21 protein-coding genes are annotated in these 23777 nt (G+C 66.4%); 11 read left to right on the top strand and 10 right to left on the bottom strand.

Features of this window, described 5'->3' with window-relative positions; all coding sequences use genetic code 11:
- The first annotated feature begins 131 nt into the window (after positions 1 to 131).
- The 5 genes from LPA35_RS14670 (at position 132) to LPA35_RS14650 (ending at position 5937) form a co-directional block, all read left to right on the top strand.
- Positions 132 to 1412 (top strand): DUF4010 domain-containing protein, encoded by a 1281-nt coding sequence (locus LPA35_RS14670; RefSeq protein ID WP_228897478.1) that lies wholly within the window; start codon positions 132 to 134, stop codon positions 1410 to 1412.
- A 33-nt stretch (positions 1413 to 1445) separates the two neighbouring features.
- Complete coding sequence (gene dbpA / locus LPA35_RS14665; protein ID WP_228897477.1) at positions 1446 to 2849, top strand: ATP-dependent RNA helicase DbpA; 1404 nt, start codon at positions 1446 to 1448, stop codon at positions 2847 to 2849.
- A gap of 388 nt (positions 2850 to 3237) precedes the next feature.
- Positions 3238 to 3981 carry a GntR family transcriptional regulator gene (locus tag LPA35_RS14660; RefSeq protein WP_228897476.1) on the top strand — a complete coding sequence of 248 codons (744 nt, stop codon included), beginning with the start codon at positions 3238 to 3240 and terminating at the stop codon, positions 3979 to 3981.
- A gap of 123 nt (positions 3982 to 4104) precedes the next feature.
- Positions 4105 to 5115, top strand: coding sequence for a tripartite tricarboxylate transporter substrate binding protein (locus tag LPA35_RS14655; protein WP_228897475.1), 1011 nt, complete (start codon positions 4105 to 4107; stop codon positions 5113 to 5115).
- Between the two features lie 3 nt (positions 5116 to 5118).
- Positions 5119 to 5937 carry an amidohydrolase gene (locus tag LPA35_RS14650; RefSeq protein WP_228897474.1) on the top strand — a complete coding sequence of 273 codons (819 nt, stop codon included), beginning with the start codon at positions 5119 to 5121 and terminating at the stop codon, positions 5935 to 5937.
- 54 nt (positions 5938 to 5991) lie between these two features.
- On the opposite strand, the gene LPA35_RS14645 is transcribed toward LPA35_RS14650, so the two are convergent.
- The 4 genes from LPA35_RS14645 to LPA35_RS14630 form a co-directional block, all read right to left on the bottom strand.
- Positions 5992 to 6681 carry an ankyrin repeat domain-containing protein gene (locus LPA35_RS14645; RefSeq protein WP_228897473.1) on the bottom strand — a complete coding sequence of 230 codons (690 nt, stop codon included), beginning with the start codon at positions 6679 to 6681 and terminating at the stop codon, positions 5992 to 5994.
- A 41-nt stretch (positions 6682 to 6722) separates the two neighbouring features.
- Positions 6723 to 7217 (bottom strand): heme-binding protein, encoded by a 495-nt coding sequence (locus LPA35_RS14640; RefSeq protein WP_228897472.1) that lies wholly within the window; start codon positions 7215 to 7217, stop codon positions 6723 to 6725.
- A gap of 139 nt (positions 7218 to 7356) precedes the next feature.
- Positions 7357 to 7989, bottom strand: coding sequence for a response regulator transcription factor (locus LPA35_RS14635; protein WP_228897471.1), 633 nt, complete (start codon positions 7987 to 7989; stop codon positions 7357 to 7359).
- A complete protein-coding gene (locus LPA35_RS14630; protein ID WP_228897470.1) occupies positions 7979 to 9526 on the bottom strand; it encodes a sensor histidine kinase in 1548 nt (515 codons plus the stop codon). Before LPA35_RS14630 ends, LPA35_RS14635 begins: the two co-directional genes overlap by 11 nt.
- A gap of 146 nt (positions 9527 to 9672) precedes the next feature.
- Between LPA35_RS14630 and LPA35_RS14625 the strand changes: the two genes are divergently transcribed.
- Together LPA35_RS14625 and dtd are read left to right on the top strand one after the other, a co-directional pair.
- A complete protein-coding gene (locus LPA35_RS14625) occupies positions 9673 to 10623 on the top strand; it encodes a cation diffusion facilitator family transporter (RefSeq protein WP_121422165.1) in 951 nt (316 codons plus the stop codon).
- Entirely contained in the window at positions 10620 to 11072 is a 453-nt protein-coding gene (gene dtd / locus LPA35_RS14620; RefSeq protein ID WP_228897469.1) for a D-aminoacyl-tRNA deacylase, read from the top strand. Before LPA35_RS14625 ends, dtd begins: the two co-directional genes overlap by 4 nt.
- A gap of 40 nt (positions 11073 to 11112) precedes the next feature.
- Here dtd and LPA35_RS14615 read toward each other — a convergent pair whose 3' ends face one another.
- The 6 genes from LPA35_RS14615 to LPA35_RS14590 form a co-directional block, all read right to left on the bottom strand.
- Positions 11113 to 12402, bottom strand: coding sequence for a nitrate/nitrite transporter (locus LPA35_RS14615; protein ID WP_228897699.1), 1290 nt, complete (start codon positions 12400 to 12402; stop codon positions 11113 to 11115).
- A gap of 11 nt (positions 12403 to 12413) precedes the next feature.
- Positions 12414 to 13154 carry a sulfite exporter TauE/SafE family protein gene (locus LPA35_RS14610; protein WP_176888182.1) on the bottom strand — a complete coding sequence of 247 codons (741 nt, stop codon included), beginning with the start codon at positions 13152 to 13154 and terminating at the stop codon, positions 12414 to 12416.
- 243 nt (positions 13155 to 13397) lie between these two features.
- A complete protein-coding gene (locus tag LPA35_RS14605; protein ID WP_228897468.1) occupies positions 13398 to 15230 on the bottom strand; it encodes an FG-GAP repeat protein in 1833 nt (610 codons plus the stop codon).
- 75 nt (positions 15231 to 15305) lie between these two features.
- Complete coding sequence (locus LPA35_RS14600) at positions 15306 to 17135, bottom strand: FG-GAP repeat protein (protein WP_228897467.1); 1830 nt, start codon at positions 17133 to 17135, stop codon at positions 15306 to 15308.
- Positions 17136 to 17267: 132 nt separating this feature from the next.
- Positions 17268 to 17732, bottom strand: coding sequence for an rRNA maturation RNase YbeY (ybeY, locus tag LPA35_RS14595; RefSeq protein ID WP_228897466.1), 465 nt, complete (start codon positions 17730 to 17732; stop codon positions 17268 to 17270).
- 63 nt (positions 17733 to 17795) lie between these two features.
- A complete protein-coding gene (locus LPA35_RS14590) occupies positions 17796 to 18752 on the bottom strand; it encodes a PhoH family protein (protein WP_055396485.1) in 957 nt (318 codons plus the stop codon).
- Between the two features lie 47 nt (positions 18753 to 18799).
- On the opposite strand from LPA35_RS14590, the gene ruvA reads away from it, so the two are divergent.
- The 4 genes from ruvA to LPA35_RS14570 all read left to right on the top strand — a co-directional run bounded on the left by ruvA (position 18800) and on the right by LPA35_RS14570 (position 23771).
- On the top strand, positions 18800 to 19375 hold the full coding sequence (ruvA, locus tag LPA35_RS14585) for a Holliday junction branch migration protein RuvA (RefSeq protein WP_121507662.1): 576 nt from the start codon (positions 18800 to 18802) through the stop codon (positions 19373 to 19375).
- 71 nt (positions 19376 to 19446) lie between these two features.
- Entirely contained in the window at positions 19447 to 21381 is a 1935-nt protein-coding gene (locus LPA35_RS14580) for a trypsin-like peptidase domain-containing protein (protein WP_228897465.1), read from the top strand.
- A 9-nt stretch (positions 21382 to 21390) separates the two neighbouring features.
- Positions 21391 to 22449 carry a Holliday junction branch migration DNA helicase RuvB gene (gene ruvB / locus LPA35_RS14575; protein WP_055396394.1) on the top strand — a complete coding sequence of 353 codons (1059 nt, stop codon included), beginning with the start codon at positions 21391 to 21393 and terminating at the stop codon, positions 22447 to 22449.
- 35 nt (positions 22450 to 22484) lie between these two features.
- Entirely contained in the window at positions 22485 to 23771 is a 1287-nt protein-coding gene (locus LPA35_RS14570; RefSeq protein WP_228897464.1) for an efflux RND transporter periplasmic adaptor subunit, read from the top strand.
- Positions 23772 to 23777: the final 6 nt, after the last annotated feature.

Raw genomic sequence — 23777 nt, 5'->3', positions numbered from 1 at the left:
AGACCTGACAGCAAGGCTTGGGGCAACTCCCCATGCAAGTTTGCTGCGCGGGTGGGTGGGTTGCGGTGGGTCTTTCTGTCACCATGGGGCATTGCCAGAAGAACAAAAGACAGGAAAGGTGCGGGAGTTCCATGCAGGAGTTCGGAGGTTTTTCCTCAGCGCTGGCCGTGCTGGCGAGCGCAGCGGGGTGCGGTTTGCTGATGGGTATTGAGCGCGAGCGTCGCAAAGGGGCGGGGCCCGACCGGGCGCTGGCCGGGGTGCGGTCGTTCACCCTGGCTTCCCTGGGGGGCGCGGCAGCTGCGCTCACGGCGGTTCCTGTGCTGGTGGTGGTGGGGGCCGTGTTGGTAGCGGCCCTCACGGTGGTGGCCTATGCGCGCGACCGCTCTGGCGACCCTGGCGTCACTACCGAGATCGCCTTGTTTCTGGCCTATCTGATCGGGGTGACCTGCGCGCGCGACCAGTTGCTGGCCGCCGCCCTGGCGGTGGTGGTGACGGGGCTGCTGGCGTTGCGGGACGTGTTGCACCAGTTTTCCAACCAGTGGCTGCAGCCCGGCGAGGTGCGCAGCGGGCTCATTCTGGCCGCCTTGGCTTTGCTGGTGTATCCGCTGGCCCCCAACACCCCCCTGTGGCAAGACGTGCTGAACCCGCAGGTGGTGGTGCGCCTGGTCATCGTGTTGCTGGTGATCCAGTCGCTGGCGCACCTGGCCAAGCGACTGATGCAGGCGCGCCATGCCGTGGCGCTGTCGGCGCTGGCCTCCGGGTTTGTCTCGAGCACCGCCACCATTGGCAGCCTGGGTATGGAGGTGCGAGCGGGCCGTGCCACAGCGCACACCAACGCAGGCGCTGCGGTGCTGTCGTGTGTGGCCACCATGGCCCAGATCGTGGTGGTGGCCGCCACCGTGCAGCCGCAGTGGCTGGCGCGGCTGTGGCTGCCCGCGCTGGCGGGCGGGTGTGTGGCGGCCGCCGTGGGATGGTGGGGCGGGCGCGGCGCGGCGCACCTGTCTGCGAAGGCTACGGACGCCGGTGCGGAGGTGGCGGTTGCTGTACCCCCTGACACCCCCATGTTCAAGCTGCGCGATGCCTTGCTGATTGCGGCTCTGCTCACTGGCATTCAGGCCGGTGTGCAGGGGCTCACGGCGTGGCAAGGCGACGCGGGCATGCTGGCGGGCGCGCTGCTGGCGGCCCTGGCCGACGTGCATGCCGCCACGGCGGCCGTGCTGGTGCGCGGCGGCCCGCACAGCGCGGCCGCACCCGCCATCGCGCAGGCCCTGATGGCCGCGCTGCTGGTGCATGCAGGCAGCAAGTGCGCGGTGGCCCTGGCCAGTGGTGGCTGGCGCTACGCGCTGGCTGTGGCACCGGGCGTGCTGGCGCACACCCTGGCTTTTGTGGGGGTGTTGGCCCTGCAGGCATAGCGGCTGGTGAAGGCGGGGCCGGATAATCGGCCCATGACCTCCAAAGAAAACCAAGCCCGCACTGATTTCAGCACGCTGGCCCTGAGCCCCGCCACGCTGGCCAACCTGCAGCAGCTGGGCTATACCACCATGACCCCCATCCAGGCGGCCAGCCTGCCGCCCGCGCTGCTGGGTAAGGACCTGATCGCCCAGGCCAGCACCGGCAGCGGCAAGACCGCCGCGTTTGCCCTGGCCCTGCTGGCCAACCTCAACCCCCGCCGTTTTGCGGTGCAGGCGCTGGTGCTGTGCCCCACGCGCGAGCTGGCCGACCAGGTGACCACCGAGATCCGCCGCCTGGCACGGGCCGAAGAAAACATCAAGGTCGTGACCCTGTGTGGCGGCGTGCCGCTGCGCGCCCAGACGCTGAGCCTGGAGCATGGCGCGCACATCGTGGTGGGCACGCCCGGCCGCGTGATGGACCACCTGGAGCGCCAGCACCTGTCGCTGGATGCGCTCAACACCCTGGTGCTCGACGAGGCCGACCGCATGCTCGACATGGGCTTCTTCGACGACATCGTCGTGGTGGCCAAGCAGTGCCCCAAGGAGCGCCAGACGCTGCTGTTTTCGGCCACGTACCCTGAGGGCATCGCCAAGCTCAGCGCCCAGTTCATGAAATCGCCCGAGCAGATCACGGTGCAGGCGCAGCATGCCGAAGGCAAGATCGAGCAGCGCTGGTACGAGGTGAAAAACAGCGAGCGCCTGCACACGGTGTCGCAGCTGCTCAACCACTTCCGCCCAGAATCGTCCATCGCCTTTTGCAACACCAAGCAGCAGTGCCGCGACCTGGTGGGGGTGCTGCAGGCCCAGGGCTTCAGCGCGCTGGCGCTGTTTGGCGAGCTGGAACAACGTGAGCGTGATCAGGTGCTGGTGCAGTTTGCCAACCGCAGTTGCTCGGTGCTGGTGGCCACCGACGTGGCCGCGCGGGGCCTTGACATTGCCAACCTGGCCGCCGTGATCAACGTGGATGTGACGCCCGACCCCGAGGTGCACATCCACCGCATTGGCCGCACCGGCCGGGGCGATGCCGACGGCCTGGCGCTGAACCTGGCCAGCCTGGACGAGATGGGCTCCGTGGGCAAGATCGAGCAACTGCAGGGCCGCGAGTCGCGCTGGTTCCCGGTGGCGGACCTCACGCCCACGGGCAGCGGCCCGCTGGTGCCGCCCATGGTCACCATCCAGATCATCGGTGGCCGCAAGGAAAAGATCCGTGCGGGCGACGTACTGGGCGCGCTCACCGGCGAGATGGGCTACACCCGCGAGCAGATCGGCAAGATCAATGTGAACGACTTCTCGACCTACGTGGCGGTGGATCGCGCCATCGGCGCCCAGGCCGCCCAGCGCCTGAACCAGGGCCGCGTGAAGGGCAAGACCGTGAAGGCGCGGCTCGTCACGGACTGAGAGGCTGAGAGTCTTTTATCCATGCCCGCCTTGCACGCGAAAACGCCCCGGCTCGTCGTTGCAAATGCTCGCCATAGCCCGAGCTGTGGCTGTGCTTTGCGCCCAGATCCGAGGCGTTTTCGCGCGCTTTTCGGGCTCGCCTAAAAACTCTCAGCCTCTGAGGCGCTCACGTGGGGCCAGCGCCGCTGCGCGGAGGCTGGCTGCGCTGGTGGCAGGTGAAAGTTTGGGTGAAAAATGCCGCCAGCGCTTGATGGGTGTCATTTGTTGCTATCTGTTTGATAGTTACCAGGTTCTGCCCGGCGGCGGATCATTTCCGCAGCTGTTTTTTCACGCCGCCTGTGACATCTGCGCATTGCGTCAAGACCTATAGAGGACTATAGTTCTTGGCATGACCACATCCCACAAAGTTGTTGCCTTTGCCAGTGCCCCGGGACTGAGCCGCTACGCCGCCCTGGCCGCCGCCCTGCGTGCCCGCGTGGTGGCCGGGGAGTGGCCACCCGGCTCGGCCCTGCCGGCAGAAAGCCTGCTGGCCACCGAGCACCAGGTGGCGCTGGGCACCATGCGCCGTGCGCTGGAACTCCTGGTGGCGCAAGGCCTGGTAGAACGCATACACGGCCGGGGCACCTTTGTGCGCCAAGGGATTGCCGGTGCGTCGATGCTGCGCTTTTTTAGGTTTGACAGCGGCAGTGGCGAAATGCCACGCTCGCGCATCCTGTCACGCCAGCGCGTGGCGGCCCCGGCCGCCGTGGCCCGCAGGCTGGGCTTGGCCACGGGCGAGATGGTGCTGCGGCTGCAGCGTTTGCGCCTGCTGGCCGACCAGCCCTGTCTGCTGGAAGAGCTGTGGTTGCCGCTGGATGTGTTTGCTCCCCTGGCCGAAGGCAGCACCGCCGAATGGGACGACCTGCTGTACCCCATGTTCGCGCGGCGCTGCGGCGTGCATGTGCACCGTGCCGTGGACGACATTGGCTTTGCCGTGCTGACGGCCGCTCAGGCCATCCCCCTGGGGCTGGCCGCAGGCCATCCGGGCGTGGTGGTGCAACGGGCCGCCTACGACCTGGGCGGGCGCTGCGTCGAATGGCGCACCACGCGCGGCGATGCCCATGCCTTTCACTACACCGTGACCATTACATGAACGACAACCGCGGGGGGGGGGCCGTGGCCTGGCAAGCCAGTTCCACCCCCCCCTGCTGGACTTGGAGCGCCAGCTTCCTGCGTGGCCCCCTGAACGCCTGAAAACTCAACCAAGGAGACCTGTATGCACCATCTGTCCGATCCTCTGAACCCCCCTGGTCTGTCGCGCCGCGCGGCGCTGGCTGCCGTGGGCGCCACCTTGGCCGCCCCCTGGGTGCACACCCGCGCCGCGGGCGTGGGCGGCGGACGCACCGTGACCCTGGTTGTCTCTTACCCGGCAGGCGGCGGTGCCGACCTGATGGCCCGCATCATCGCGCCCCGCATGGCCGAGGCGCTGGGGCAAGGCGTGGTGGTGGACAACAAGCCCGGCGCCAGCGGCCAGCTGGCCGCATCGGCGGTGGCCCGTGCCACGCCGGATGGCACCACACTGCTGCTCGATGCATCGTCGTTCGCTGTCAATCCATCGCTCTACCCCAAGCTGCCCTACGACAGCAACGCGGCCTTTGCGCCACTGGCCGTGTTGGCGACCTTTCCGAACGTGCTGGTGTGCCACCCGGGCTTCGGCGTCAATTCCGTCAAGGAGGTCATCGCACGCGCCAAGGCCAAGCCCGAGGACGTGGCCTATGCGTCGTCCGGCAATGGCTCGGCCCAGCATCTGGCGGGGGCGTTGTTTGAAGAGCGCACAGGCGTGCGGCTGTCCCACATTCCCTACCGTGGGGGCGGCCCTGCCATGAACGACGTGATGGGCGGCCAGGTGCCGCTGTTCTTTGCCAATGTGGCCTCGTCCCTGGGCCACATCCAGGCGGGCAAGCTGCGACCGCTGGCAGTGACCAGCGCCGTGCGCGCCCGTTCGCTGCCCGATGTACCCACCATGGCGCAGGCCGGCGTGGCCGACTACGAAGTGCTGGAGTGGAACCCCGTGCTGGCTCCGGCGGGCATTGCGCCCGAGGTGCGCACGCAGCTGGTCAACGCCATCCGCAAGGCGCTGGCAGACCCTGAGGTGCTGGGCCGCATCCGCGCGCTGGGCGGCGATGCCTTTCCCGATGCCACCCAGGCCAGTGCGGGCAAGTTCATCCAGGCCCAGCAAGCGCAGTGGGGCAAGGTCATCCGTGAGCGCAAGATCGTGGTGGGCTGACCCATGGGTGCGCTGGCCACATCCACACCGTTGCGGGATGCCCTGGAGGGATGGGACACGCACATCCATGTGTTTGATGCCGCCGCCCCGGTTCAGGCCGGGCACTACCAGCCTGCGCACCAGCCTCTCGAACGCATTGAGGCAGAAGCCGCGAAGCTGGGCGTGGGCCACCTCGTGTTGGTGCAGCCCAGCGTGTATGGCACCGACAACCGGCTGGTGCTCGACGCCCTGGCCCGCGAACCGGGTCGGCACCGCGCGGTGGTGGTGGTGGATACCGACATTGCGGATGCTGTGCTGCAGACCATGCACGCCCTGGGCGTGCGCGGCGTGCGTTTCAATCTGGTGTCCCCCGTGGGCAACGGGGCGCAGGCCATGCAGGCGCTGGCGCCCCGCCTGAAGGCGCTGGGCTGGCATGTGCAGTGGTACGCAGCACCCGCACAACTCGCGCAGATTGCCCAGCTGCATGCGCAAACGGGGCTGCCCTGTGTGCTGGACCATCTGGCGGGGATGCACGCCGCCTTGGCGCAGGACGATGCGGCCTGGCAGGCGCTGGCAAGGCTGGCCGACCTGGGGGCGTGGGTCAAGCTGTCGGGCTGGTACCGCCTGCAGGCCGTGGCGCCCTACGCCGAACTGCACGGCGCGATCCGCCGCGTGGCCGGGCTGATGGGTGAGCGGCTGGTGTGGGGTTCGGACTGGCCCCATACGGCGTTTGCTCCGCACGCCATGCCCGCCTACGCGAGTGTGTGGGAGCCGGTGGTGGAGGCCCTGGGCGCGGCGCGCGCCGACAAGGTGCGCATGGCGGGCGCTAAGCTGTACCGCTGAAGCGAAGTGCGTATGGGGGCATTGGCATGGGTGCTTCCCGCACCCGCCGTCTCTTTACCTGGCGCCTGCCTCTTCCAGCATCCGCACCATTTCGCTGAAGCCGCGCTGCCGTGCAAGTTGGAGCGGCGTGTTGCCCTGCCGGTCGGTCAGCGTTTGGCTCGCACCCGCCCGCAGCAGGGCTTGCAGTGTCGCTTGGTGGCGCGGGCCGCCGTTGCCCAGCACGATGGACTCGATGAGCGCCGTCCAGTGCAGGTTGTTCACATGGTCCAGCGGCGCGCCAGCGGCGATCAGCTGCCGCACCACGCCGTCGTGACCCAGGTGGGCAGCGGCGATGAGCGCCGTGCCGTCGTAGCGGCTGGTCACCTGTTTGGCGCTGGCGCCCAGTTGCAGCAGCACGCGCAGCGTGGCCTCGTCGTCGGCCACGGCGGCAATGGTCACGGCGTCGTAACGGTCGTTTTCCAGCAGGTCCAGGCCAGCGCCCGCTTTGGCAAGGGCGCGGATCGCTTCGGCCTGCCGGGCGTATGTGGCCACATGCAGCGGTGTGCGGCCGTAAGCGTCGCGGGCGTTCAGATCACCCTTTGCGGCAATCAGCTTGTTCAACGTCGGCATGTCACCCCGCGCCGCAGCGGCATGCAGGCCCTGGTAGGCCGCTGTTTCGGCAGCCGTCGGAGGCACCTGGGCCTGGGCCGTGGTGGCACAGGCCAGTGCAGCGGCCAGTGTGAATACAAGGTTCCAGTGCTTCATGGGTGTCTCCGATGGCGTACGTTGCAGGTGTGGGCGGGGGGTTACTTCAGCAGATCCTGCACCTTGGCGATGCCGGCCACGGCGCACTGCTCGTCCAGGTGGCCACCGGGTGCACCGCCCACGCCTACGGCACCGATCACCTCATTGCCCACCTTCACCGGCACGCCGCCGCCCAGCAGCAGGTAGCCGGGGATGTGCACCAGGTTGGCCGCCGCAGGGTTCTTCTGGGCGCCTTCCATCATGGCCAGCGTGGTGTTCTTGGCCGAAGCCGAGGTGTAGGCCTTCAGGCGGCTGGCTTCCAGCGTGTGGGGGCCTGCGTTGTCGGCGCGGTGCACAGCGCGCACGGTGCCTGCGCGGTCCACCACGGTGGCGGTCACGTTGTAGCCGTTGGCGCTGCAGGTGGCGACGGTTTGCGCGGCGATCTGCGTGGCCAGGTCCAGCGAGATGTTCTTTTCGATGCGTACGCCTTCGGCGCTGGCCGCTGTGGCGATCAGGGACAGGGTGAGGGCGGCGATGGTGGCGAGGCGGTTTTGCATGGTGTTCTCCGGTGTTTTTGACGTCGGCACCACCCGTTGTGGCGCCGTGGGAGAACTGTAGAAAACGCTGCGGTTTTCAGCCATTCGGGCGGCTACGCGCGGGCCTCCGTAAAACTACGGAAGGCCTTGGCAAAGCAGCTCAGGATGCCGCATCCACCAGCGCCGCATACCGCCGTATCAGCTGCGCCAGCGATTCCGCCCCCAGCTTGCCAAACAGGTTGGCGCGGTGCGTTTCCACCGTGCGGGGCGACAGCTCCAGCGCCCGGCCAATTTCCTTGTTGGTCAGCCCTTCGACGATCAACCCCAGCACCTCGCGCTCGCGGGCCGAGAGCTGCGCAAAACGCTCACGTGCCTGCTGGTCGGCCTGGTGGCGCTCGCGGGATCGCACGTGCTGGCGCACGGCGTTCTGCAGCGCCTCGATCAGCACTTCGTCATCCACAGGCTTTTCGAGAAACTCCGCCGCACCGGTCTTGAACGCGCGTCGGCACATTTCTACCGTGCCGTGACCGGTGAGCAGGATCACCGGCTGGTCCACGCCCTGCGCCAGCAGCTGCTCGAGTACCGTGAGACCGCTGATGCCGGGCATGCGCACATCGAGCACGATGGCGCCGATGCTGGCGCGGTCAAATCCCGCCATGAAGGACTGCGGGTCGGCCCAGGCCTGTACGCGCAGGCCCACGGTGCTGATGAGCAGGGAGAGGCTGTCGCGCACGGCGGCATCGTCGTCCACCAGGTGGATCAGGGGCGAGAGGGATGGCGCGCTATCGGTCATGGGCGGGCGGTGCGGTGGGCAGGGTCAGCACAAACTCTGCGCCCCGTAGGTCTTGGGCTGGCGCAGCGGCCTCCGGCGCCAGGGCCAGCTGCGCGCCCATGGCCTGCGCCAGGCTGTCGCACAGTGTCAGGCCCAGTCCCAGCCCGCCCGTGCGTGTGGTGTAGAACGGCTCGAACAGGCGCTGGCGGGCCTCGGGTGGTATGCCCGGGCCGTGGTCGCGCACCGACAGGGCCACGTGCCCGGTATCGGTGCGCGCCATGGCAATGTGCAGCTGGCGTTCGGTGGCTGGCACCTGTTCCAGCGCCTGCAATGCATTCATCAGCAGGTTGTGGATGATCTGCTGCAGGGCCACAGGCTCGGCCAGCACGGTGGGCAGGTCGGGGGCGGTGGTCACGCTGGGCACCACACCCCGCTGGGCCAGCTCGGGCTCCAGCAGGTGCAGCGCGTCGTGCACGGCCGTGGGCAGCGCCAGCGGCTGGGCCTGGCCTGCCAGGTCGGGGCGCTCCACCAGGCGGCGCAGGCGACCCACCACGGTGGAGGCGCGGCGTGCCTGCTCCACCGCACGGGCCATGGCCGTCTGGGCGGTGTCGAGGTCGGGCGGTTCATCGGCCAGCAGGCGCTGGGCGGCCTGGGTGCTCGACAGCAGGGCCGTCAGCGGCTGGTTCAACTCGTGCGCCATGCCGGCGGCCAGCTCGCCCAGTGTGTTCAGGCGTGCCACCTGGCCCAGGCGCAGCAGCTCTTCGGCCCGCTGGCGGGCCACGCGCTGGCGCCACAGTGCGTGGCCTGCAGCCCACAGCGCAGCGGTCAGCACGCACCAGCCCAGCATGCCCCACCACGGCAGCTCGTTCAGGCCCACGCTGCGGCGGGCCACCACGTCCAGCGGCTGGCTTGGTGCCGCCAGCAGCTTGTGAAACTCGTAGGTGCGGCTCCAGGCGCCCACCTCGGATCGGCCCGGCTGTACGACGAAAGCCTCGCCATCGCGCTCCAGCGTCACGCGCACGGGGCTGGTGGACCTGTCCATGGGCCACTCGTCCATGGGAATGGTGCTGCGCAGGTCGATGTGCAGTGCGTAGCTGGCGGGCGTGCCTGTCAGCACCAGGTGATAGCGGCCTGCGGGCAGGTTCAGCCCTGCCATGGTCGCATGGCCGGTGCGGCGTGAGGAGGCTTCAGCGGCCGCCAGTTCTGCCTGCAGTGCGGGGGGCCATTCACTCTGCGCCGTGCGCTGCAGCACCGCCAGAATTTGCGGGTAGACCGAAGGCAGGCGGGGCAGGGGGGATGCGGCGTCGGTGCCGTTGCTCGCTGCAGCGGTGGGCTGCAGCAACGCCAGCGTGGCCATGATGGCATCGTGCTGCACCACACGCTGGCTCAGTAGCCGGTGCACGATGCGCGCGTCGGTCTCGAACGCTGCGTGCAGCTGCTGCAAACGCGCGACGGCCAGCCAGCTGGCGCCTGCGCATGCGACCACGGCCCAGAGCAGCAGGCTGGGGAGATGCAGGGTGCGGTACGAAGGAAGGCGGCGGCGCCATGCCGGGATCATGTGCGGATTCTGGCATGGGGGCTTGCGCGGGACGCGCTTCGCCGAAGGTAGCGCTGTCTGAGCAATCGGCGTAAAGCGGGTCTTAAGGCCGCTCTGGTGTAATTCCGGCTCGGTTCTTCAGCGCTGCTCCTCCAATACCTCCACCCATGTCCAACCCTGCTCCAAAGCCTCACCAATGGCTCACACCCCGCAATCTGCTGTGGGCGTCTATTGCGGTGGCGGGGATCACCATCGCGCTCAAGACGCTGGCCTGGGTGGTCACTGGCTCGGTGGGCCTGCTGTCGGATGCGATGGAGTCGTTTGTCAACCTGGCCAGCGCCATGTTTGCGCTGGCCATGGTGACCGTGGCGGCGCGGCCTGCGGATGACGACCACCCCTACGGCCACCACAAGGCTGAGTATTTTTCGTCAGGGTTCGAAGGCATCCTCATCGTGGGGGTGTCGGCGGGCATCCTATGGGCGGCCGGGCACCGGCTGATGGACCCGCAGCCCATCGAACAGCTGGGCTGGGGCCTGGGCCTGTCGGTGCTCAGTTCGGCGCTCAATGGCTTTCTCGCGTGGCTCATGTTCCGCTCGGCCCGCGAGTACCGCTCCATCGCGCTGGAGGCCGATGCGCGCCATCTCGTCACCGACGTGTGGACCTCGGCCGGTGTGCTGGTGGGCATTGCGGGCGCGGCCCTCACGGGCTGGCTGTGGCTGGATGCGCTGGCGGCGATTGCCGTGGCGCTGAATATCCTGAAAGAGGGCGTGGAGCTGGTGTGGCGATCCTCCCAGGGCCTCATGGATTCAGCGGTAGAGCCCGAGGTGCAGGCCACCATCGACGCCACGTTGCAGCAGTTTGTGCTATCGCAGGCGCCCGGTGCCGTGCGGTTTGACCATGTCTCCACCCGCCGTGCGGGCCAGCGCCAGTTTGTGGACATGCACCTGCACATGCCCGCCGACTGGACCCTGCGGCACGCCGCCGAACTGCGCGGCCAGGTCGAGCGTGCGCTGATGACCGCCGTACCCGGCCTGCGCGCCACCATTGAGTTGCTGCCCACCGATGTGGAAGCGCATTTTGATGATCCCCGTGACGATTTGAAGGATGCCGTGAAGTGATCAGCGTATTGCAACGTGTGCGCGAAGCGCGCGTAGATGTGAACGGGCAGACTGTGGGCGCCATCGGCGCAGGCCTGCTGGTGCTGGTGTGTGCCGAACGCGGTGACACGGAGATGGAGGCCGACAAGCTGCTGGCCAAGATCCTCAAGCTGCGCATTTTTTCGGACGCCGCAGGCAAGATGAACCAGAGCGTGCAGGACACCGGTGGCGGCCTGCTGCTGGTCAGCCAGTTCACGCTGGCGGCAGACACCACCGGCGGCAACCGCCCCAGCTTCACCCAGGCGGCTGCACCCGATGAGGGGCGGCGGCTGTACGACTATGTGGTTGCCCAGGCGCGCAAGGTGCACCCCGAGGTGGCCACGGGCCAGTTTGCCGCCGATATGCAGGTGCACCTCATCAATGACGGCCCGGTGACCATCCCGCTGCGGATACCTCCTACAGCGGCTTAGTGGTCAAAAAAGATAGCATTCAGCGCTTGATGGATAAGCGCTATGGCCTTGTTTTCCTTTTATTTTCGAGAGAAACCAAGGGCGACACCGGCAGCACCCGGAACCCTGCCGACGCCAGTGCCAGCCAGGTGGAAATGGCCAGCATGACGGCCGTGTAGGCATCCCACCCCTGGCGCTGCGCCCAGGTGGCGACGATGCCAGTGAACCACTGCATCAGCGCCACACCCAGGAACATCGCCATGGTGTAGGCCGACAGTGCCCGGCCTGTGAGCGTAGGCGGATAGGAGGCCCGCACATCGGCGTACTGCAGCACGCCATAGCCCGACAGCAGGCCCATCAGCAAAATCAGCACCACGCTGGCCGCAGCGCTCCCGTGCAGGAACGCCAGCACCATGAACAGGCTCGCCATGAGCAGCGATGCATTGCCGATCCAGCGCCTGCGGCGGGCGATGCCCGGGTCCAGCCGACCGCCCAGACCCGGCGCGAAGAGGGCAATCAGCGAGAGCCCCAGCGCAACGTTGCCACTGTCTACCAGCGAGAGGTGGTAGCGGTCCATCAGCAGCGGTGCCAGCCACAGGCCGCGCAGCGACAAAAATGCGGCGTAGCCCGACATGCCCAGCAGCAGAATGCCCCAGGTGTGCGGCACGGTGAGCAGCTGGCCAAAGCCCAGCAGCGCCTGGCCCCAGGTTTCGCGCTGCGCCGGGGGCGGCACCAGAGGGGTGGGCTCGTGCACGCGCAGCCAGATCAGCAGCCACGACAGCGCGCTGAGCACCGCCAACACGGCATAACCCGTGCGCCAGCCACCGCCGTGTTGCACCAGCCAGGCCAGCGGCGTGCCGGTGAACAGCAGGCCCAGGCCACCCACACCCATCGCCACGCCCGACAGGTAGGCAAACCGGTCCGCTGGAAAATGCCGTGCAATGAACAGCGTGCAGGCCAGAAACGCGGGCGAGCAGCCCACGCCGATCAGCAGTTGCCCTGCCATCAGCCAGGGGTAGGTCGGCGCGGTGGCCGAGAGCGCCGACCCCGCAACCGCCAGCGGAAACGCCGTGAGTACCGTGCGCCGCAGGCCGTACAGGTCCAGCCCCACGCCCATCAGCAACTGGGCCACGCCGAAGGAAAGGCCAAACAGCCCCGCAAACGCGCCCAGCGACCCTGGCGAGAGCCCGAAGTCTGCCGTCAGTCCTTGGGCCACCATGGCCGTGGTGGTGCGAAAGGCCTGGCTCAGTGCAAACCCGCTGAGCAGCGCAAGCAGCATGGCCCACAGCGCACGCGGTGATGGCCGGCCGCTGTCCGCAGGAAGGGATGGAGATGCCGACGAGGACGGCAGGGGGCTGCCGCTCACTGCCGCCAGAAGAACAGAGCGGCCATTACCAGCCCGGTAGCCACAATGCCCCAGCGCAGCACGTTAGCAGGCAGCTTGCGCGCTACGCGTGCACCACCATACCCGCCTGCGGTGGCGGCCACCATCATCATCAGCGCCTGCTGCCACAGCACCACGCCACCTGCCGCATAGATGAGCACGGCAATGGCGGTAAGCAGGGCCGACACCCAGTTCTTGAGGCCATTCATGGCGTTCAGGTTCGTCTGCCCCAGCAGGCCAAACAGGGCCAACAGCAAAATGCCCAGCCCGCCGTTGAAGTAGCCGCCATAGGCGGCCACCGCCAGCACGCCCACCGTGGCCTTGGCGGTGGAGGGTTTGCCGCCCGCCAGCATCCGGCGCAGCTGCGGCCCGAATGCAAACAGCGCCGTGGCCGCCAGCAGCAGCCAGGGAACCACGCGGCGGAAGGTGGCGTCGGGTGTGACCAGCAGCAGCGCGGCCCCGGCCGCGCCCCCGATGAGTGAGAGCACCACCAACAAGCGCATCGACAGCCCCGGCGGCGGGGCCGTGTCTTCGCGGAACCCCCATGCGCCGGCCATGTAGCCGGGCAGCAGGGCCACCGTGCCCGTGGCATTGGCCACCACAGGCGGCACGCCGGTGAAGACGAGGGCGGGCAGGGTCAGAAAACTGCCGCCTCCGGCGACGGCGTTGAGGGCGCCGGCAACGAAGGCGGCGGTGAGCAGCAGGGCGGTGTTAAACATGCACCGATATTAGAAGGCGGCGCAGCGGTCATTAGCGCTGGCGCGGGTGCAACAGTTTTGTCTGCGTACGTCCGATGGCCAACGTCCACATGACAGCTCGTACGGTGTGGCGTTGACGTTCCGGGTGGAGTTGTAGTCCTTTACGTCATTGTCCACGGCGATGCCTGAGGGTGCCGAGGGACCGGAGGCCCAGGCACCGGAGGATCGAAAGCATGGTAGCGGTGCTTTTCTTCTCGAGGGCGGTCAGTAAAGATACAGCGCACCGTCGAACTGGTTGTCTGCCCCGACGGCAAGCGTGTGTCCATCGGCCGACAAGGCCAGGGTCCGGCCGAAGGCCAGCGACATCTTGGTGCTCATTGGCTTTACATAGGCGCGCTGGTTCCAGGTGCTGCCGTCGCGGCGGTAGATATACGCGGCGCCTGCCTGCCAGACGGTGTTGTCGGCTTGGTTGCCATTCATGCCGGTGGCGCTGCTTGCCTCTTGGGGGGCGCCCACAGCCAGTGTGTTGCCGTCAAACGATAGCGCCAGGGCATTGCCGAACACGTCCCCCGTGTCGGTATTGCTGGCCTTGATATAGGCCTGCTGGTTCCAGCCGACGCTGCCGCGCGTGTAGACGTAGGCGGCCCCGGCTCCTTGTGCAGAGTTGTCACTCTGCACCCCCTGGATGCCCGTGGCCTTGCTGGCTTCGCCCTGCGCGCCCACAGCCAGTGTTGCCCCGTCGCCTGAAAGGGCGAGGCGATAACCGAAAAAGTCGTTGGCATCGGTGTTGCTGGCCTTGATGTAAGCCTGCTGGATCCAGACGCTGCTGCTTCGCGTGAACAGGTATACGGCCCCCGCTTTGTTCGCGGACCTGTCTGCCTGGTTGCCGTTGATGCCCGTTGCCGCACTGCGTTCGCCCAGCCCACCAACCGCCAACGTGTTCCCATCGGCTGACAAGGCCAGGCTGGTGCCAAATTGCTGGGCGTTGGCGATGACGTTGATGAACCCCGGGGCTGTCACGTATTCGGGCGTCTGCTCGGTGTTGCTTGCCTTCACATAGGCCTGCTGGTTCCAGGTGTTCGCAAAACGGCTGAATACGTAAACAGCCCCAGCGCTTGGCATCACGGAATTCGTCTGGTCGCCATGGATGCCGGTGGCGTTGCTGGATTCACCCACCGCGCTTACGGCCAGCGTGTTGCCATCTGCCGCCAGCGCAACACTCCAGCCGAACGATTGGGCCACGCCGGTGTTGCTCGGTTTCACATAGGCTTGCTGAGTCCATTGGCTGTTGCTGCGGGTGAAGACATACGCCGCTCCGGGGCTGCCCGGCTTGGAGGTGTCCATCTGGTCGCCGTTGATGCCCGTGGCACCGCCACGTTCCCCAATGGAGCCCGCGGCCAGCGTATTGCCGTCGGCCGACAGTGCCACACTGAAGCCAAATGACGTTTCGGACGCGGTATTGCTGGCCTTGATGTAAGCCTGCTGGGTCCAGCCGCCGCCGCTGCGCACGAACACCACCACGGCGCCGGAGCCGGACGCTGCGGCGTTCCCCGGATCCCCATTGATGCCGGTCGCGCCGCTGTCGTCGCCCGTCGCCCCCACCGCCAGGGTGCTGCCGTCTGCAGAAAGGGCCACGCTGCTGCCCCATCGTGCCGATAGGCCCGTGTGGTTGGGCTGGATCTGGCCAATGGCTTTCGTGAGGTCGGGCACCAGCGCGGCGGTAAAGGCACCGCAGCCGCTGGCATGGCAGGCGCGCACGCGGTAGCTGGCATTTACCCGCTCGTGCAACAACTGGGATGTCAGGCTGTGTGCGTAAGCGGTGTTTGCAAGCGTGCCTCCGATCTGCACCTCTGGTTGGGAGCCCGTTGCGCCATCGGGGTCCTCGAACAGTTCATACCGTGTGGCGTTGGTGCTGGGGTTCCAGCTGAAGTTGTAGGCCTTGACGTCATAGCCCACGGTGAAGCCCGTGGGGGACACGGGGCCGGGGGGCGCAGGATCAGAGGGCTGGGCGCTGCCGGAGCCACCGCAGGCCGTCAAAGCCAGAGCCAGGGGCGCAGCGAGCAACAATGCGCTCAGGCGCCGGGGGATCAATACCATGGTTGTTTCCTGGTGAAGTTTCGTTTCTGCGCGCCGGGTCAGTGGGTGCTTATGGGTACATCGCGCTCGAGGCCGTCAATACAGGTACACCGAACCGCCGGTTCCAGTCTGAACGGTGTTGGGGTCTGTTGCGCTGGTGGCCTCAGATCGAGAGGCTATTGCAAGCGTATTTCCATCTGCCGATAGTGCTATGGCCTGGCTGAAATCAATGTGGCTGGCCGTGTTACTGGCCTTGAGGTAGGCCCGCTGGCTCCAGGCGTTGCCGTTTTGCGTGAAGAGATAGGCAGCGCCCGCGAGCCTTGCGGAGTTGTCCATTGGGTCGCCATTGATGCCGACGGCCTTGCTCATTTCCGCAGGGGCCCCCACGGCCACTGTGCGGCCGTCCGCCGACATTGCGAGCGTTCGGCCAAATCCCTCCAATTTTTCGGAGATGGTGGGTTTAAGGAGTGTCTGCTGGCTCCATTGGCCGACCTGCCGGTGGAATGTGTACACGGTCCCCGGCGCAGCCGTGTCCGGAGGGGAAACTGGGCGCGGCGTGACGGCATCGGTATATCCAGGAGCGCCCACCGCCAGCGTGTTTCCGTCGGTAGACAGTGCGAGCGCGGTGCCGAAAGCGGTGTATTCGATGACCGGGGGTTTCAACGCTGCTTGCTGAGTCCAGGTTGCACCATTGCGGGTCAGGACATAGGCCGCCCCCACGCTGCTCACATACCGCCCACTCGGGTGGAGGGCATCTGGAGCCAGAAAGCCTTTTCTGTGGGGGGCGCCGACGGCCAGCGTCTGCCCATCTCCCGAGATGGCCAATTGGGTGCCAAAGTGGTCACTATCTTCGGCTTCGCTGGAAGTGACCCGGCTATGGACGGTCCATGTGTCGTTGTTGCGCGCGTACACATGGACCGCACCCCCAAAGTTGACCTGACTGGGTGTATTGAGACCGTTGTATTCGCCGGGCGATCCCACGGCCAATGTCTTGCCGTCTGCCGAGAGGGCCAAGGCTGACCCAAAAAAGGTGCTGGGTTGCAACACCTCCAGCACGGGTTTGATATAGGCCTGTTGCGCCCAGGTTCCCGTTGTGCGCCTGAACACATAGGCGGCCCCCGCACCAAATACGGATGTGTCGGCCTGATTGCCATTGACCCCCGACGCATTGCTCGATTCGGCGGGCGCGCCTGCGACCAGTGTGTTGCCGTCCGCCGAAAGGGCCACGGTGGCACCAAAACTGCCGCCTTGGTTGCTGGCCTTGATATAGGCTTGCTGATCCCACCGGCCGTTGACTCTGGCATACACGTAGACTGCGCCGCTATAGTGGGTTGCTTCGGATGGAGATGGATCGCCATTGATGCCGTGCGACGCGCTGCTGTCCCCGGGTGCACCGATTGCCAGGGTAGAGCCATCGGCCGATAACGCCACACCCCTGCCGAAGTCATGGGTTCCGAAGCGTCCGGACCAGCGGGGTGCAGGCGCGCTGGCCCGGAAGTACCCGATGGCACGGGTCAAGTCGGGCACCACGGCGCTGGTGAAAGCGCCGCAGCCGCTGGCATCGCAGGCGCGCAATCGGTAGCTGGCGTTCACACGCTCGTACAACAGTTGTGCGGCCAGGCTGTGCGCGTAGCTGTTGGGGGCGATGGCTCCACCCACCTGGGCTTCGGGCAAGGGGCCGAGGCCGTCTGGGTCCTCCACCAGTTCGTAATGTGTGGCGCCTGCCGTAGCGCTCCAGTGGAACAGGTAGCCCTTGGTGTCGTAGCTGACCGAGAAGCCGGAGGGGGCAGTTGTTTTGTCCAGGGACGCATCGCCACTGCCTCCACCACAGGCGCTGATCGCCAAAGCAGCAAAAACACCCGTTGCACTGAACTGAAAGGCGCGCAGCAGCATGCGCCGTGCCTTCACATCTGGTAAAAGCATCATTTCCAACTCCCTGAAAGTTGGAAACTTTTATACCACCTGGTAAAGGAACAGAAGAACTGATACCTTTTGTTTCCGGGACGTTTTGGTCTGTGTTCCAAAGACTGGGGCTGAGTGCCTCCCGCAACAGGGGAGCTATAGACCAGTGGCGTAAGGGTCTGCAAACCCCAGTTCGCGCAGGATGTCCGTTTCGTAGGACTCCATGGCCTGTGCATCTTCTTCACTGGTCTCGTGGTCCCAGCCCTGGGCATGCAGCGTGCCATGCACCAGCATGTGGGCGTAGTGTTCTTCCAGGCTTTTGTTCTGCTCTTTGGCCTCGCGCTCGATCACGGGGGCGCACAGCACCAGGTCGGCCGTTACCAAGGGCTCCTGGGTGTAGTCGAAGGTGAGCACGTTGGTGGCGTAGTCCTTCTTGCGGTACTCGCGGTTGAGCTGCTGGCCTTCTTCGGCCCCTACGATGCGTACGGTGATCTCGGCATCGGTGGCCAGCGCGTGGCGAATCCAGCGGGTGACCTTGTGGCGTGGCAGCACGGCGCGGTGGGCGGCGGCTCCGTCGAACGGGCCGAACTGCAGCGACAAGGAGAGTTGGTTTAAAGTCATTTTTGCTGTTTTTGGCCGTCAGCGCTTGATGGATAAGCGCTGAAAGCTATCAAAATGATAGTGCTAGTCCCGGCTGCGAGAAGCCGGGGCGCGGCGCGGCGCGTCGTAGGCATCCACAATGCGCGCGACCAGCGGGTGGCGCACCACGTCGGCCGTGGTGAAGCGGGTGACGGAGATGCCCTTCACCCGCTTGAGCACCCGCTCTGCATCAATCAGGCCGCTCATGGCCCCCTTGGGCAGGTCGATCTGGCTCACGTCGCCCGTGACCACGGCCTTGGCGCCAAAGCCGATGCGGGTGAGGAACATCTTCATCTGTTCGGGCGTGGTGTTCTGCGCTTCGTCCAGGATCACGAAGGCGTTGTTCAGCGTGCGCCCGCGCATGAAGGCCAGCGGCGCAATTTCCAGCGCATTGCGCTCGAAGGCCTTCATCACCTTGTCGTAGCCCATCAGTTCGTACAGCGCGTCGTACAGCGGGCGCAGGTAGGGGTCCACCTTTTGCGCCAGATCGCCGGGCAGAAAACCCAGGCGCTCGCCCGCCTCGACGGCCGGGCGCGTCAGCACAATGCGCTGCACGGCGCTGCGCTCCAGCGCATCCACGGCGCAGGCCACGGCGAGATAGGTCTTGCCGGTGCCTGCAGGGCCGATGCCAAAGGTGATGTCGTGGCTGGCGATGTTTTCGAGGTACAGGTTTTGTGTAGGCGTGCGGCCGCGCAGGTCGGCCCGGCGGGTGTTGAGCACAATGGCGCCTTCGGGCGCCTCCACCAGGGCGGAGTCTCCGGCCAGCATGAGCTGCAGGTGGTCCTCGGTGATCGGGCGTTCGGCCATCTCATACAGCGCCTGCAAAAGCTCCATCGCCTGCGTGGCCTTCGCTTTGGGGCCGTCCACCTTGAACTGCTCATGCCGGTGCGCAATGCTCACCGAGAGGGCCACTTCGATGGTGCGCAGGTGCGCGTCGGCCGGGCCACACAGGTGCGTGAGTCGGGTGTTGTTGTGGGGGGTGAAGGTGTGGCGCAGGATCACGCGGATAATTCCCGTTGGATCGCCGCAGTGCGCGGCAAAGGACATCAATGATAGGCAAATTGACCGGCACCCTGCTGGAGAAGAATCCCCCCGAGGTGCTGTTGGACTGCCATGGCGTGGGCTATGAGGTGAATGTGCCCATGAGCACGTTCTACAACCTGCCTGCTGTGGGCGAAAAGGTGAGCCTGCTGACCCAGTTCATTGTGCGCGAAGACGCGCAGCTGCTGTATGGCTTTGCCACGGCGCCCGAGCGCCAGGCGTTCCGCGAGCTGATCAAGATATCGGGCGTGGGGCCGCGCACCGCGCTGTCCATCCTGAGCGGCATGGGCGTGGCGGATCTGGCCCAGGCCATCACGCTGCAGGAGGCAGGCCGCCTGGTCAAGGTGCCGGGCATTGGCAAGAAGACGGCCGAGCGGCTGCTGCTGGAGCTCAAGGGCAAGCTGGGGGCCGACATGGGCGCTGCCCACGGGCCCGCTGCCAGTGACGCACAGGCCGACATTCTGCAGGCACTGTTGGCTTTGGGCTACAACGACAAAGAGGCTGCGGCGGCCCTCAAGGCCCTGCCACCAGAGGTGGGTGTGAGCGATGGCATCAAACTGGCGCTGAAGGCGTTGGCCAGGTAGTGCACTTGCGGGTTTGTTGCGGCAGTTGTTTTCGTGTTCAATGGCGGTTTTGACCGGAGCGAGGGAAAGAAATGAAAAATGGAATGATGTGGCGGATGGGCGTTGCCTGGGGTGCGGCGCTTGCCTTGTTGGCCGGATGCGGCGGAAGCGGTACCGAGGCCAGCGCGCAAAAGGCGGCCTCTGTGCTGATGGTGGATGGCTGGGTGCAGCCCGCCAGCGTGGACCAGGGTGTCTCGAACATCAAATCCCGCAGCGCGCTTGTCACAGCGCCCACGCCTTCCCGGGTGAGCCTTGGAGCCTTGGATGCATCCAAGACGGCTTCGCTGGGTGGCGGTATCGGCCCACGCCAGGTGGGTACAGCGCGCGATGTGGTGGCCACCCGCGCCGCAGCCCAGACACAGCAGCAGTTGCAGTGGAAGCCCACCGCCACTGGCGGTAAGGTGGCTGCTATCAGTTTTTCGGCCGAAGGTGCGTACGGATTGCGCCTGGGCGTAGTGGTCAAGGCGCTGCCACAAGGCACAGTGCTGCGTGTGTACAGCCAGGCCAACGCCTCCAAGGTGTTCCAGATTTCCGGCCAGGAAGTGCTGCAGCGCATTGAGCGCAATGCGCAGGCGGGCGACACCACTCTGGACGGTCAGACCTGGTGGACGCCAGATACCGGATCGGACGAGGCCACGCTGGAGCTGGAGCTGCCCGTAGGTGCGGATGCCAGCACGGTGGACATCTCGGTGCCGCGCGTGTCGCACATCTTCGAGAACCTGTCGATCCCTACGGAGGCAGAACTCTCCACCAAGATCAACGAATCGGCTTCGTGCCACCTGGATGCCACCTGCTACGATACCTATGCGACTGAGCGCAATGCCGTGGCGCGCATGTTGTTCACGTCCGGTGCCAACACCTATCTGTGCACGGGCACATTGCTCAATGACAGCCGGTCTTCGGGCACGCCGTATTTCTTGACGGCCAACCACTGCATCTCCAAGCAGTCCGAAGCCGCCTCGCTGCAGACCGACTGGTTCTTCCGTTCGCCAACGTGTAACAGCCGCACCTTGTCGAGTGCCACCATCCAGCGCGTCAACGGCGCATCGCTGCTCTACGCCTCGGGTGCCATGGACATGGCCCTGCTGCAGCTGAACGACACACCTCCTGCAGGGGCCGTCTTTGCCGGTTGGGATGCGGGCACCCAGGCTTTGAGTACACCTGTGGTGGGTCTGCACCATCCCCGGGGCGACCTGCTCAAGGTCAGCCTGGGTACGTTGAACAGCCTGATTTCCTGCACTCCCACCAGTGAAACCCAGTTCCAGTGCAGCGGTACAACGGGCAACTACTACCAGGTGAACTGGACCCAGGGCACCACCGAAGGTGGCAGCAGTGGCTCGGCCTTGTTCAAGGGTGGCACACATGTGATCGGTACGCTCTACGGCGGTGGTTCCAGCTGCACGGCCACCACAGTCCCCGATTACTATGGCCGTTTTGACGTGGCGTTCAACGCAGCGCTCAAGAACTGGCTGTCGTCTGCCACGCCACCCACTGGCCCCACGGAGCGGGTGCCTGTCTATCGCTTCTACAACAGCGCTGGCCTGGAGCATTTCTACACCAGCAATGTTGGCGAGCGGGATCTCCTGATCAAACAGTTTGGATCGAACTTCATCTACGAAGGTCCGATCTTCTACGCTTACCCCGTTGAAGGCTCCAACCAGGACTCCAGCCTGTTCCCGGTGTATCGCCTGGTCGATCTGGCCCGCAAGATGCACCTTTACACGGCCAACCCGGCAGAGCGTGATGGTCTGATCCGTGCTTTCCCCACTGTGGCGCTGGAAGGCACCGCATGGTGGGGGCAGGCTGCACCGGGCAATGGTGCTATGCCTGTCTACCGCTACTTCAACCGCAGCACGAACACCTACTTCTACACAACCAGTGCAGCGGAGCGCAACTACATCAACGCCAACCTGAGCCAGCAGTACCTTGAAGAAGGCATTGGCTTTTATGTCTGGGCGGACAAGTAACCGCGCTGCATGACGATCCAGACCGACGACTTCGCCCCCGCCCCCGCAAAACGCGTCATCTCGGCCGTGCCCGCATCGCCCCAGGAGGAGGCGATCGAGCGCGCGCTGCGCCCCAAGCTCCTGCAGGAGTACGTGGGCCAGGCGAAGGCGCGCGAGCAGCTGGAGATCTTCATCGGCGCGGCGAGGAAGCGGGGCGAGGCGCTGGACCATGTGCTGCTGTTTGGCCCGCCCGGTCTGGGCAAGACCACGCTCAGTCACATCATTGCGGCTGAGCTGGGGGTCAACCTGCGCCAGACCAGTGGCCCTGTGCTCGAAAAGCCCAAGGACCTGGCGGCGCTGCTGACCAACCTCGAAAAGAACGACGTTCTTTTCATTGACGAGATCCACCGCCTGTCGCCTGTGGTGGAGGAAATTCTCTACCCCGCGCTGGAGGACTACCAGATCGACATCATGATCGGCGAGGGGCCTGCGGCGCGCAGCATCAAGCTCGACCTGCAGCCCTTCACGCTGGTGGGCGCCACCACACGTGCGGGCATGTTGACCAACCCGCTGCGCGACCGCTTTGGCATCGTGGCGCGGCTGGAGTTCTACACAGCCGAAGAGCTGGCGCGCATTGTCAAGCGCAGCGCGGGGCTGCTCAATGCGCCCATGGATGAAGAAGGCGGCTTTGAAATTGCCCGCCGCTCGCGCGGCACACCCCGCATCGCCAACCGGCTGCTGCGCCGCGTGCGCGACTACGCCGAGGTCAAGGGCGACGGGCGCATCACCAAACCCATTGCCGACAAGGCGCTCGCCATGCTGGATGTGGACCCGCAGGGTTTTGACGTGATGGACCGCAAGCTGCTGGAGGCGGTCATCCACCGCTTTGATGGCGGCCCCGTGGGGCTGGACAACATTGCCGCCAGCATCGGGGAAGAGGCGGGCACCATCGAAGACGTGATTGAGCCCTACCTCATCCAGCAAGGCTTTTTGCAGCGTACGCCGCGTGGGCGCATTGCCACGCTGGCGGCGTTCCGACATCTGGGGGTGGCGCCGCCCAAGGCGGCTGGCGGGCTGTTTTCTGAATGACGGAAGGCACAGCGCATGGCGACCAGGGCAGATCTGTGAATAGGCGCTGGTTTGCGGTTGCGTTGGGCGCTGTCGTGCTGGTGGTGGCTGCCTTCACCGGGGCGATGGCGCTGCGTGGTCCGCAGGTCGATGCCCTGTTGGTGCAGTCGGCGCCGCTGGTGCGCACGCTGCAGTTTTCGGCGCGCGTGGCCACGTTGTCGCGGGTGGATGTGGGCAGCACCATCACCGGCCGCGTGGCCGAGGTGCGGGTGGCAGAAGGCGCGCAGGTGCGCCAGGGCGACGTGCTGGTGCAACTGGAGTCCGACGAGCTCGCGGCGGCGCTGGCGCAGGCCGTGGCGGCAGAGCGTCAGGCGCAGTCCCGCCTGGTGGGTCTGCGCAGTAGCGGCCGCAGCGCTGCACAGGCAGCGCGCGCGCAGGCCAATGCCACACTGCAAGCGGCCAGCGCCAGTCTGGCGCGGGTGCAGCAGCTGGTGGCCCAGGGGTTCTATAGCGCCGCGCAGCTCGATGAGGCGCAGCGCGCCGTCGATGTTGCCCAGGCGCAGCAATTGAGCGCGCAGGCACAGGTCCAGGCCAACGCCGATGCCGGCACTGACGTGGTCCAGGCGCAGGCGCAGCTGGCGCTGGCCCGGGCGGCCACGGTGGCGGCCCAGGCCCGCCTGGCACAGGCCACGCTGGTAGCCCCGGCCGACGCCCGCGTGCTGGTGCGCGACGTCGAGCCCGGGCAGATCGTGCAGCCTGGCAAGGCCTTGCTCAGCCTGGCGCTGGCCGGGCCCACCCAGCTGGTGGCCCAGGTGGACGAACGTTTTCTGGACCAGTTGCTGCCGGGCCAAAAGGCCTCGGTGGTGGCCGATGCCTTTGCGGGCCAGCGCTTTGCAGCGCGTGTGCTCACCATCGCACCCTCGGTGGATGCCCAGCGCGGTGCCATCGAGGTGAAGTTTGCGCTGGAGCAGCAGGCCCCCGCCTTTCTGCGCGAGGACATGACCTTATCGGTCGAGGTAGAGACTGCGCGGCGCGAGCGGACCCTGGTACTGCCCCAGGCGGCCCTGCGCGGCCCGGTGGAGGGCGACCAGGCGACGGTGCTGGTGTTGCAGGAGGGGCGCGCCCAGGCCCGCCCCGTGCGGCTGGGGCTGCGCACACTGGACGCTGTGGAGGTACTGGACGGCCTGGCCGAGGGCGACACCGTGCTGAGGGGCGGTGCCGTCCAGGCGGGCGACCGCGTGCGTGCCCGCCCGGTGGCCTGGTCCGCAGGTGCGGCCACCGCCGTTTCCCCCACCCCGGGGGGCGATGTCGGCTCCGCATTGACGAACGCCATGGGCCGCTGAGCCGCC

The sequence above is a fragment of the Acidovorax sp. Leaf73 genome (assembly GCF_916855635.1).
Taxonomy (GTDB): Bacteria; Pseudomonadota; Gammaproteobacteria; order Burkholderiales; family Burkholderiaceae_C; genus Acidovorax; species Acidovorax facilis.
Note: the sequence above shows the minus strand (reverse complement) of the source record. Positions and strands in the feature narration are given on the sequence as shown.

Excerpts from the sequence above, each read along its gene's own strand:
- LPA35_RS14645 (WP_228897473.1), bottom strand. The coding sequence starts at position 6,681 with ATGAAGCACTGGAACCTTGTATTCACACTGGCCGCTGCACTGGCCTGT.
- LPA35_RS14655 (WP_228897475.1), top strand. The coding sequence starts at position 4,105 with ATGCACCATCTGTCCGATCCTCTGAACCCCCCTGGTCTGTCGCGCCGC.
- LPA35_RS14650 (WP_228897474.1), top strand. The coding sequence starts at position 5,119 with ATGGGTGCGCTGGCCACATCCACACCGTTGCGGGATGCCCTGGAGGGA.
- LPA35_RS14670 (WP_228897478.1), top strand. The coding sequence starts at position 132 with ATGCAGGAGTTCGGAGGTTTTTCCTCAGCGCTGGCCGTGCTGGCGAGC.
- LPA35_RS14610 (WP_176888182.1), bottom strand. The coding sequence starts at position 13,154 with ATGTTTAACACCGCCCTGCTGCTCACCGCCGCCTTCGTTGCCGGCGCC.
- LPA35_RS14660 (WP_228897476.1), top strand. The coding sequence starts at position 3,238 with ATGACCACATCCCACAAAGTTGTTGCCTTTGCCAGTGCCCCGGGACTG.
- LPA35_RS14635 (WP_228897471.1), bottom strand. The coding sequence starts at position 7,989 with ATGACCGATAGCGCGCCATCCCTCTCGCCCCTGATCCACCTGGTGGAC.
- LPA35_RS14580 (WP_228897465.1), top strand. The coding sequence starts at position 19,447 with ATGAAAAATGGAATGATGTGGCGGATGGGCGTTGCCTGGGGTGCGGCG.
- LPA35_RS14605 (WP_228897468.1), bottom strand. The coding sequence starts at position 15,230 with ATGGTATTGATCCCCCGGCGCCTGAGCGCATTGTTGCTCGCTGCGCCC.
- ruvB (WP_055396394.1), top strand. The coding sequence starts at position 21,391 with ATGACGATCCAGACCGACGACTTCGCCCCCGCCCCCGCAAAACGCGTC.
- dbpA (WP_228897477.1), top strand. The coding sequence starts at position 1,446 with ATGACCTCCAAAGAAAACCAAGCCCGCACTGATTTCAGCACGCTGGCC.
- LPA35_RS14600 (WP_228897467.1), bottom strand. The coding sequence starts at position 17,135 with ATGATGCTTTTACCAGATGTGAAGGCACGGCGCATGCTGCTGCGCGCC.
- LPA35_RS14625 (WP_121422165.1), top strand. The coding sequence starts at position 9,673 with ATGTCCAACCCTGCTCCAAAGCCTCACCAATGGCTCACACCCCGCAAT.
- ruvA (WP_121507662.1), top strand. The coding sequence starts at position 18,800 with ATGATAGGCAAATTGACCGGCACCCTGCTGGAGAAGAATCCCCCCGAG.
- LPA35_RS14630 (WP_228897470.1), bottom strand. The coding sequence starts at position 9,526 with ATGATCCCGGCATGGCGCCGCCGCCTTCCTTCGTACCGCACCCTGCAT.
- ybeY (WP_228897466.1), bottom strand. The coding sequence starts at position 17,732 with ATGACTTTAAACCAACTCTCCTTGTCGCTGCAGTTCGGCCCGTTCGAC.
- LPA35_RS14640 (WP_228897472.1), bottom strand. The coding sequence starts at position 7,217 with ATGCAAAACCGCCTCGCCACCATCGCCGCCCTCACCCTGTCCCTGATC.